This is a genomic window from Colwellia sp. BRX10-1, from assembly GCF_014077545.1.
GTDB lineage: Bacteria > Pseudomonadota > Gammaproteobacteria > Enterobacterales > Alteromonadaceae > Colwellia_A.
This window is the reverse complement of record NZ_JACGWC010000046.1, coordinates 1-7,702: the sequence shown is the minus strand read 5'-3', so window position 1 is coordinate 7,702 and position 7,702 is coordinate 1. Positions and strand designations below refer to the sequence as shown.

Genomic DNA, 7,702 nt, shown 5'->3' with positions numbered 1-7,702 from the left:
TTTTGTCTAGCGACAATAGCACTGTGGCACCACCTGATCCCATTCCGAACTCAGAAGTGAAACGCAGTAGCGCCGATGGTAGTGTGGGAGTTCCCATGTGAGAGTAGGACATTGCTAGGCTTCTAATTAAGAGAAACCCGTAGCTGATGCTACGGGTTTTTTGCTTTCTGACGTTTAAAAAAGACCAAATCCATAACTAGCATGCACTGATAACAACGGTAGTGTGACTTATGTCCGACATGCCCATGTGAGAGTAGGACATTCTAAGCTTCTATTTAGAGAAACCCGATTTGAAAGAGTCGGGTTTTTTGCTTTCTGACGTTTGAAAATACAGTATTTATACCTGTAGAGCAGTAGCGCCAACGGTAGTGTGACTTATGTTCGACATGCCCATGTGAGAATAGGACATTGCTAAGCCTCTATTTACAGAAACCCGATCCGAAAGAGTCGGCTTTTTTGCTTTCTGTCGTTTGAAAACTTAGCAGAATAACCCTTCATAATCGCGTTTGCTTAGTAAGCGAATTACATCCTGATGCACCACTGTAAATGACGACAAAATCATTCATTGATTTTAGGTGGCGGTAAGAAGATCACTATCTCAATAATATAAGAAGTAGTGATTACTTCGCGTGTATTGTTGAACTTAAAATATTTATAATATATTTTCTGATGACCTAGCCTTGTGTTACTAGTGATAAGTCTCAGTAATATCCAAATAGTGATGAAATTTAAAAGTTCACTGTTCCTAAATTGTTAAAAATATGTGATATTAATGAGTAATAAATTTAATTTATGGATGTACATTAGTGAGTAGTCTCCATATAAGCTGTTGAACTAAACCGCTTATCGGGGAGTACCAGCTCCCTGATATATCAATGCATCATAGTATTATGCTTATAATTGATAATACTTAATAAAAATAACCAAACTAGGAATGTCATTAATGGATAATTCAGGGAAAGAAATAGTAAAGTATGGAATTACATTTGGAACAGCTCTTTCAATTGCTATTTCATGGAGCGTAAATAAGTCAATCTTATGGGCAATTCTGCACGGTTTCTTGTCTTGGGCATATGTGATTTGGCATGTATTGACACGATAAAAAATTATTGAATGGTGTTAAGTTCTACTTAATTATCATTTAGTTAAAATGGCTTATTTTGAATGTGTTGATACTAACAAAGCATTCAAACGGATAAAAGACAGTTGGCTGGTTTCATTCCGTTCGCTATTTTAGCCAACAATTTCGCGCCGCTAGTTAGGCGTTAGACATTTAAGGGAATTTGGTGCAAAAATTCATCGTATTATTCAGAGGGATCAATGTTGGGGGCAATAATATATTACCGATGAAAGAGCTTGTCCCGCTTTTGGAACAAAGTGGCTATGAAAGTGTTTCATCATATATCCAAAGTGGCAATATCGTTTTAAAAAGCCCTAAAAATCCAACAGAGCAAGTGCAAAGTATTATATCCAAGAACTTTGGCTTTGCTCCTGCGGTTTTTTCTTTAGAAGAATCAGTGTTCTCAACATCAGCTTTAAATAATCCATACAAAGAATTTGAAGGTAAATTTGTACACTTTTACTTTTGTAAAAATAATATCAACCTAGTTCAAGATAAGTTAAATAAATATATATCAAGTTCTGAAGAGTATACAGTTAAAGGTAATGTCCTTTATTTATATGCACCTGAAGGCATAGGTCGTTCAAAACTAGTAGCAAATGTAGAGTCTTGTTTAGGTCAAAGTGCGACAGGTAGAAATCTAAATACTATTAATAAAATTAGCACTATGCTAAAAAATGCATAACAGGAACTTCAAACGGAAAATATAAAGTTGGCTGTATTCACTCCGTTCAACATTTTAGCCAACTATATTTTTCGCCTAAGTGGGCGTTAGCTATCTAGGAGTATTCATGAATTGGTTGAAGCTTTCAAATGACGAAATATTGGAAATAGTTAATCCTATAATGGATAACCTTATGGATGCTTCCACTGAAATTGACCATGAAAAGCATGTGCGAGACTTCAGTGACAATATGAAAAGTATCGTCACTAAAGATGAACTTGAAAAGCAGTGCAAAGCATATCAAGAAACTCTTGGTTTTTTTACAAAACGAGAGTTGGTTGGTGTTATTAGAAAAAAAAGTGACGTAAGGGTTTTCTGGAAACAAGGGTATTCAAAATCAGATGACGAGTTCCTAGCTTTCGTTCACATAATACAGCGCAATGGAACGTTGGAAGTTGTCAATGCTTCTGTATCATAGTAAAAATAGTAAGTTATTCAAACCTACGCTAAAAATTGTTGGCTAAGTCCGCTTCGCCTCACATGTTAGCCAACTATAAAAAGCCTCTTAATGGGGTGTTAAAAATCTAAATAAAGTAACGGAGTACGCTATGAAATTTATTTATCTAATGCTACCAATACTGGTATCTCTTTCCGGTTGCAACCAATCGGACTCTGACAATAATATTGAAGTATATATAAGTACAGGGGAGTTACAGTGTCAGGATAATGGTTTATCAATATCATTAACTAAGAGTTATCTGCAAGAAGCCGGTATTGAAGTTAAAGATGAAAGTTGTGGTAATTTAATACTGGTTGATTACCCCTCAGTCTGCGGAGGGGGAACAGGAAAGTTACATGTGTTTACTATTCACGAAAACCATTCGCAAACTGCTGAAAATATAGGGTTTACTATACCTGATAGTACAGTTGGTGGCGGTGATTATGCCAAAGTCGAGTGTAGTGATTAACGATTTATAACAAGTCATTCAAGCAGAAAAAGTAACAGTTAGCTATAAAATACTCCTTCGTTGTTTATTTTAGCTAACAATTAAAAGCTTCTTAATGGGCGTTATGTGGTCAGATTATTCCAACTTGTCATGGAGCAATAAAATGATTAAAAAAAGTGCACTTTGTTTCCTTATGCTATTTTGTTTTGATATTTTAGCAAATGATAAATTCCCTAACATATTATTCTTAGAAGGTAAGCAGCAGTCACCTGCTGCTGATTTAAGTGTAGTGAAATGGCTTTCAGGTCATTGGAGAGGGGAAGCATTTGGTGGCCTCATTGAAGAAGTATGGTCGCCTGCTGTTGGCGGGAGCATGATGGGAGCATTTAAGCTTGTTGTTGAAAATGAAGTACAATTCTATGAAATTGAGACAATATCCGAAGAAAATGTAACACTTATCTTTAGATTAAAGCATTTTCATAGAGACTTAAAAGGATGGGAGAAGAAAGATAAAACTATTGATTTTGTATTGGTCAAAGTTATGGAAAATAAAGTTTACTTCAACGGCATGACTATTGAGAAGGTTAGCGACAACGAAATTAATATATATGTTGCTATTGAAGACAATGGAAGTACAACTGAAGAAAAGTTTTCTTATACAAGAATTAATTGAGACTTCGGTTTGTAACTGCATAAAAGCCATTCAAGCAGGACAAATATCAGTTGGCTTTTGCTCCTGCGTCGCTATTTTAGCCAACAATTATTTGTCTCTTAATGAGGCGTTATGAGGTTTTTCAAATTGAGAGTATTATTTCTGATTATATGCACACTACTTTTTAGTGGATGTTCTGCTTCTGGAGATCGGTTTAAAGGTTTTGAAAATACAGCTGTAAATAAGAGTTCTTTATATATTTATAGGCCATCTAAATTCTTTCAAGGGGGAACTTGGCCAACCATTTTTATCGATGGTAAAGAAAAGTTTTCTTTAAAAAACTCTGGTTATGTCTTAACTCACCTAGAGCCGGGGGCACATGAGATAAAAATAGGTTCAACTTCATTTTTAGATAATTGGATTTTTGGAGATGTAATTGGAAATATTGACATGGAAAAAGGTAAGACATATTACTTAAGGTTCGATATAGAATTTCAAGATGCAACATCAATGGGGACAGTGATGTCATTTTCGGGGGCTGCGGGATTAATTGAAGTTAATAAAGAACAAGCTGCAAACGATTTAAAAGTACTTAATTCGAGTATGTAGCCTCATAATAAGCCATTAAAGCAGAACTTTTAACCGTCGCTAGGTTCCGCTCCGTTTGATATTTTCGCCAACAATTAAAAGCCTCTTAACGTGGCGTTATGCTACTAAGGAAAGTTAGTGTTTAAAATTATAGTATTATTATCAAGTTTATTTCTTGCTTCGTGTTCGACTGTCGCACCCATTGTAAATTCAAATAGCCCTATTAACATTTATGGTGTAACGACACTCCCTCCACAAAATGGAGATTGGGTGGTTATTACTGCTTCAGGCTATCAATCATCTCTTGGGAGTAAAGGCGTTAATAAAAATGAATCGCAAGTTGTAAATGTTTCTATATTTCAATTGCCAAGTTTAGATTCAGATAAAAAGTTTCTAGAATATATTGTTAGTTCGAGAGCATCTGCCCCAAATACGGGGCGATTTGAAAACAAAGAAAACACCGAAAATCTTTCATCACTTAATGGTGCTGTTTGTGTTAAATACCATTCAATATCTCAAGATACTAATGCTAAAATTCAAGGAGGCAAAGCCTCAATGTTATTTGAAAGTATTGGCTATAATTGCCAACATCCTAAAAAAAATACAGTAGGTGTAAATATTGAGTACTCTAGTCGTTACTTTGTAGATACTGGATATTCAACATTACAAAACGATAGTGATGCGTTTTTTAATAATATTCAGTTCACCGAGTTTTAATAGCATAAGCCATTCAAGCAGGAAAAATAACAGTTGGCTATATACTCCTTCGTTGTTTATTTTAGCTAACATTCATTTGTCTCTTAATAGGGCGTTAGGGTATAAGGTCACAATTTATGGATATTATTCAAGTTGATGGTTTAGACGTTTTAACTTCTTCATTTAATTCTTATGACGAATTAATAAATATGGAGTTGCAACAAGATCAGATTAGTGACGTTTTCCCATATAAAGGGAATACGTTAAGCTATGCTTTTGTAAAATCAGGTATATCACTTGGTTATTATAAAATATTATCAGCAAAGCGATTAACATCAAAAAAAACATCGTTTACTCTTCATAAGCAATAAGCAATAAGCAATAAGCCCTAACAATAACTCGAACGGAAGATACAGTTGGCTGTTTTCACTTCGTTTTCCTTTTAGCCAACTATATTTTTTGAGAGGTTTGAGCATTGGTCCCATATTTACTAGCTGGATTATCTATATTAATTGCGGGTGGCGTTCATTGGAAACTTCCTAACTCATTTTGGCAAGCATCAATGTATTCAACCCTGGCCATTGTTGTTGTATCACTATTATTTATTTTTGTTTTTCAGTCTAATTACCTAGGCTTAGACGAAAATACAGCCGAAACGGCTAATATTGGTGTAGCAGTTTTACTCGTATCTGCACTTGTTTCATTTTTTGGTTTGTTAGTCTCTTTAATGGTTGGTTATTTTCTAAAAATAGTGAGATCGTCGGTATAAAAACATCACCAGAATTTAAACAGGGACAAAATACAGTTGGCTAACGGCCGTTCTAATCTAATTGGGTGGCATAACCGATATAATTATTGCGTTGGACTACTTTTATCTACTTATATAAAAGAACTTCAGAGACACTATGCCAATAACAAAGCTACAAGCCAATATAGACCGACGATAAATGGTTAGCTAGTATAGGTTTTCATAAATTTCAGTTAACAATGATTATCCTTTTAACGAGGTGTTATCTTATCCCTGCATTAATTCAGCTCAATATATTTTCGACACAGTAAAAAAGCATCAATTTTCCGGGATAATACTAGAGAGAGTGTAATGGCAAAAAAAGCTATAGTTATAGGCGCTACCGGGTTAGTCGGACGGGCGATAGTTGATCAACTCGTTAGCAGTGACCATATTAGTGAAATTATTACACTAACACGTAGGCCTTCCCCACATACATCAACAAAAGTTTGTAATCAAGTCGTGGACTTCGAACACCTCAATAATTACATCACACTATTTGATGCGGACATTTTATTTTCATGTCTTGGTACAACAGTTAAGCAAGCGGGTTCAATCGTGGAACAAGGTAGAGTAGATCTTGATTACCAGTTTGAAGCAGCACAATTAGCAGTAAGCAACGGTGTTAATCACTACCTACTCGTTTCTTCTGCTGGGGCTAATGATCAAAGTAATAATTCGTATCTGAAAATGAAAGGTCTTTTGGAGCAGAGAATAAAACAATTACCCTTTAAACGTATTAGTATTTTTCAACCGTCATTACTACTTGGTCAACGAACAGAATTTCGCTTAGGTGAAAAAATGGCTAGTTGGTTCATGCCTATTTTATGCATTATACCCTTGCTACGACGCTTCCGCCCGATAACGGGTGAGCAAGTAGCAGCAAGAATGGTCTTGTCTAGCCAGGAGCTTGGTCCGTCAATAGAGATTTTTTGTCTTGATGAAGTTTTTATTTAGTGATCAACAGCATTATACATAGGTAGACTTATTACCAGATTAATAATTTTTTACTAATAAACAATATTAAGTAGGGAGTAGGTTAAGCGCCGGGGATAATGAGTTAATCGTCTCTTGTAATAAGAGTGTATTAGCTGTCGTTAATAGTCTGCTTTGTCTATGTAAAAGCTAATAACACAAGCTAGATGCCAAGTACTTGATTATTACTGTCAGCATTAACAGAGTTAAATGTCATTTTAGTGACTAGCGGGTTATACAAACTAATATGATTGACCTTAATATATCGAAGCACATATATAACAGGAACCTGAGTTTAAAGGGTTAGCCCATCAAAAGACTAACCCTCATATATAAACTATTTTCCTATAGATACCGTAAGCCCACCAACCATAGTTATGTGATCGATAACCTTAACTACATTATCATAATTTGTATTTGCGTGAGGGATCACAACAGCAGCAGATACTGGGTTAGTAGCCATATAATTTTCTATATTTGCTGGTAGTCTTTCAATATCTGTAATTCTACCATTTAAGGAAACAAGACCATTTTCATTTACTCTTATAAGTAACATAGGATTATTATTCTGATTAGGATTGCCGCCATCGGGTTTATTCACTAAGAAACCTTGTTCTTTAACAAATGAGGTGGTCACAATAAAGAATATTAAAAGGATAAAAACAATATCAAGCATAGGTGTCATATCTGCTTCAGCTTTTTGGTCTTCATAAAGTCTATTTCTTCTCATCCTGGTACCTCAATACTTGTTAGTTATATTCTACGAGTTATTTCGTATATCTTTTACATTAGTTCAAATTATCGATAAAACAATATAGATACGAATTTATTCGTAAATAAGTAAAAACAAAACGACTAATTAATAGGTGAGATAAGTAAATTAACTAAATATGCAGCACAACATATTGATATTTGTACGCTGAAGAATACTATTTGATCTTCGACATGATGAGTTAAAGTAAAAATAGGGCCAGATTTATAGTGCTTGTAAATAGCTGTAGGGGAGTTATTAGTAGATATATGTTTTAATATCATCCGGTCTGCTTGTTTTTCATTCGAACAAACAAAAAGATGAAAATAGTGCTTGATAGTTTTTAGAAAATGTCTAGAATGCGCTCCAGTTCCAAGGGGTTCAGTCAAAACGAACCACGAAAGAGCTGTTTTGATAAGTTATCTACATCACTTTAGAGTAAAGTAGTTAACTTAACGTTTTATAGATAAGGTTTGAATCTTCGAAAAGAACTTCAAATTAAATTAAATAAAACGTTGACAT

Annotated in this window: 10 protein-coding genes and 1 rRNA gene; 10 read left to right on the top strand and 1 reads right to left on the bottom strand. The window is 34.6% G+C overall.

The window, feature by feature from the left end; all coding sequences use genetic code 11:
* Positions 1-5: 5 nt before the first annotated feature.
* The 10 genes from rrf to H4J75_RS19160 all read left to right on the top strand — a co-directional run bounded on the left by rrf (position 6) and on the right by H4J75_RS19160 (position 6,411).
* Positions 6-120 (top strand): 5S ribosomal RNA (rrf, locus tag H4J75_RS19205).
* Between the two features lie 1,166 nt (positions 121-1,286).
* Positions 1,287-1,805 (top strand): DUF1697 domain-containing protein, encoded by a 519-nt coding sequence (locus tag H4J75_RS19200; RefSeq protein WP_182222993.1) that lies wholly within the window; start codon positions 1,287-1,289, stop codon positions 1,803-1,805.
* Between the two features lie 106 nt (positions 1,806-1,911).
* The gene (locus H4J75_RS19195; protein ID WP_182218621.1) at positions 1,912-2,262 is read left to right on the top strand and encodes a hypothetical protein; all 351 of its coding nucleotides are present in this window, start codon (positions 1,912-1,914) and stop codon (positions 2,260-2,262) included.
* Positions 2,263-2,392: 130 nt separating this feature from the next.
* Positions 2,393-2,752, top strand: coding sequence for a hypothetical protein (locus tag H4J75_RS19190; protein WP_182218623.1), 360 nt, complete (start codon positions 2,393-2,395; stop codon positions 2,750-2,752).
* 142 nt (positions 2,753-2,894) lie between these two features.
* Positions 2,895-3,404: a DUF6265 family protein gene (locus H4J75_RS19185; protein ID WP_182222992.1), complete on the top strand. Its 510-nt coding sequence runs from the start codon at positions 2,895-2,897 to the stop codon at positions 3,402-3,404.
* Positions 3,405-3,530: 126 nt separating this feature from the next.
* Entirely contained in the window at positions 3,531-3,992 is a 462-nt protein-coding gene (locus H4J75_RS19180; RefSeq protein WP_182218627.1) for a DUF2846 domain-containing protein, read from the top strand.
* Between the two features lie 117 nt (positions 3,993-4,109).
* Positions 4,110-4,688, top strand: coding sequence for a hypothetical protein (locus tag H4J75_RS19175; RefSeq protein WP_182222991.1), 579 nt, complete (start codon positions 4,110-4,112; stop codon positions 4,686-4,688).
* 116 nt (positions 4,689-4,804) lie between these two features.
* Positions 4,805-5,038, top strand: a complete 234-nt coding sequence (locus tag H4J75_RS19170) for a hypothetical protein (protein WP_182218630.1) — start codon at positions 4,805-4,807, stop codon at positions 5,036-5,038.
* A 104-nt stretch (positions 5,039-5,142) separates the two neighbouring features.
* Positions 5,143-5,436 carry a hypothetical protein gene (locus tag H4J75_RS19165; RefSeq protein ID WP_070375257.1) on the top strand — a complete coding sequence of 98 codons (294 nt, stop codon included), beginning with the start codon at positions 5,143-5,145 and terminating at the stop codon, positions 5,434-5,436.
* 330 nt (positions 5,437-5,766) lie between these two features.
* Positions 5,767-6,411 carry an NAD(P)H-binding protein gene (locus H4J75_RS19160; RefSeq protein WP_182222990.1) on the top strand — a complete coding sequence of 215 codons (645 nt, stop codon included), beginning with the start codon at positions 5,767-5,769 and terminating at the stop codon, positions 6,409-6,411.
* A 355-nt stretch (positions 6,412-6,766) separates the two neighbouring features.
* On the opposite strand, the gene H4J75_RS19155 is transcribed toward H4J75_RS19160, so the two are convergent.
* Positions 6,767-7,159: a biopolymer transporter ExbD gene (locus H4J75_RS19155; RefSeq protein ID WP_182218634.1), complete on the bottom strand. Its 393-nt coding sequence runs from the start codon at positions 7,157-7,159 to the stop codon at positions 6,767-6,769.
* Between the last annotated feature and the right edge of the window lie 543 nt (positions 7,160-7,702).

What these genes read in the sequence shown, in the direction of transcription:
- H4J75_RS19195 (WP_182218621.1), top strand. Translation starts at nt 1,912, where the DNA reads ATGAATTGGTTGAAGCTTTCAAATGACGAAATATTGGAAATAGTTAAT.
- H4J75_RS19190 (WP_182218623.1), top strand. Translation starts at nt 2,393, where the DNA reads ATGAAATTTATTTATCTAATGCTACCAATACTGGTATCTCTTTCCGGT.
- H4J75_RS19185 (WP_182222992.1), top strand. Translation starts at nt 2,895, where the DNA reads ATGATTAAAAAAAGTGCACTTTGTTTCCTTATGCTATTTTGTTTTGAT.
- H4J75_RS19170 (WP_182218630.1), top strand. Translation starts at nt 4,805, where the DNA reads ATGGATATTATTCAAGTTGATGGTTTAGACGTTTTAACTTCTTCATTT.
- H4J75_RS19160 (WP_182222990.1), top strand. Translation starts at nt 5,767, where the DNA reads ATGGCAAAAAAAGCTATAGTTATAGGCGCTACCGGGTTAGTCGGACGG.
- H4J75_RS19155 (WP_182218634.1), bottom strand. Translation starts at nt 7,159, where the DNA reads ATGAGAAGAAATAGACTTTATGAAGACCAAAAAGCTGAAGCAGATATG.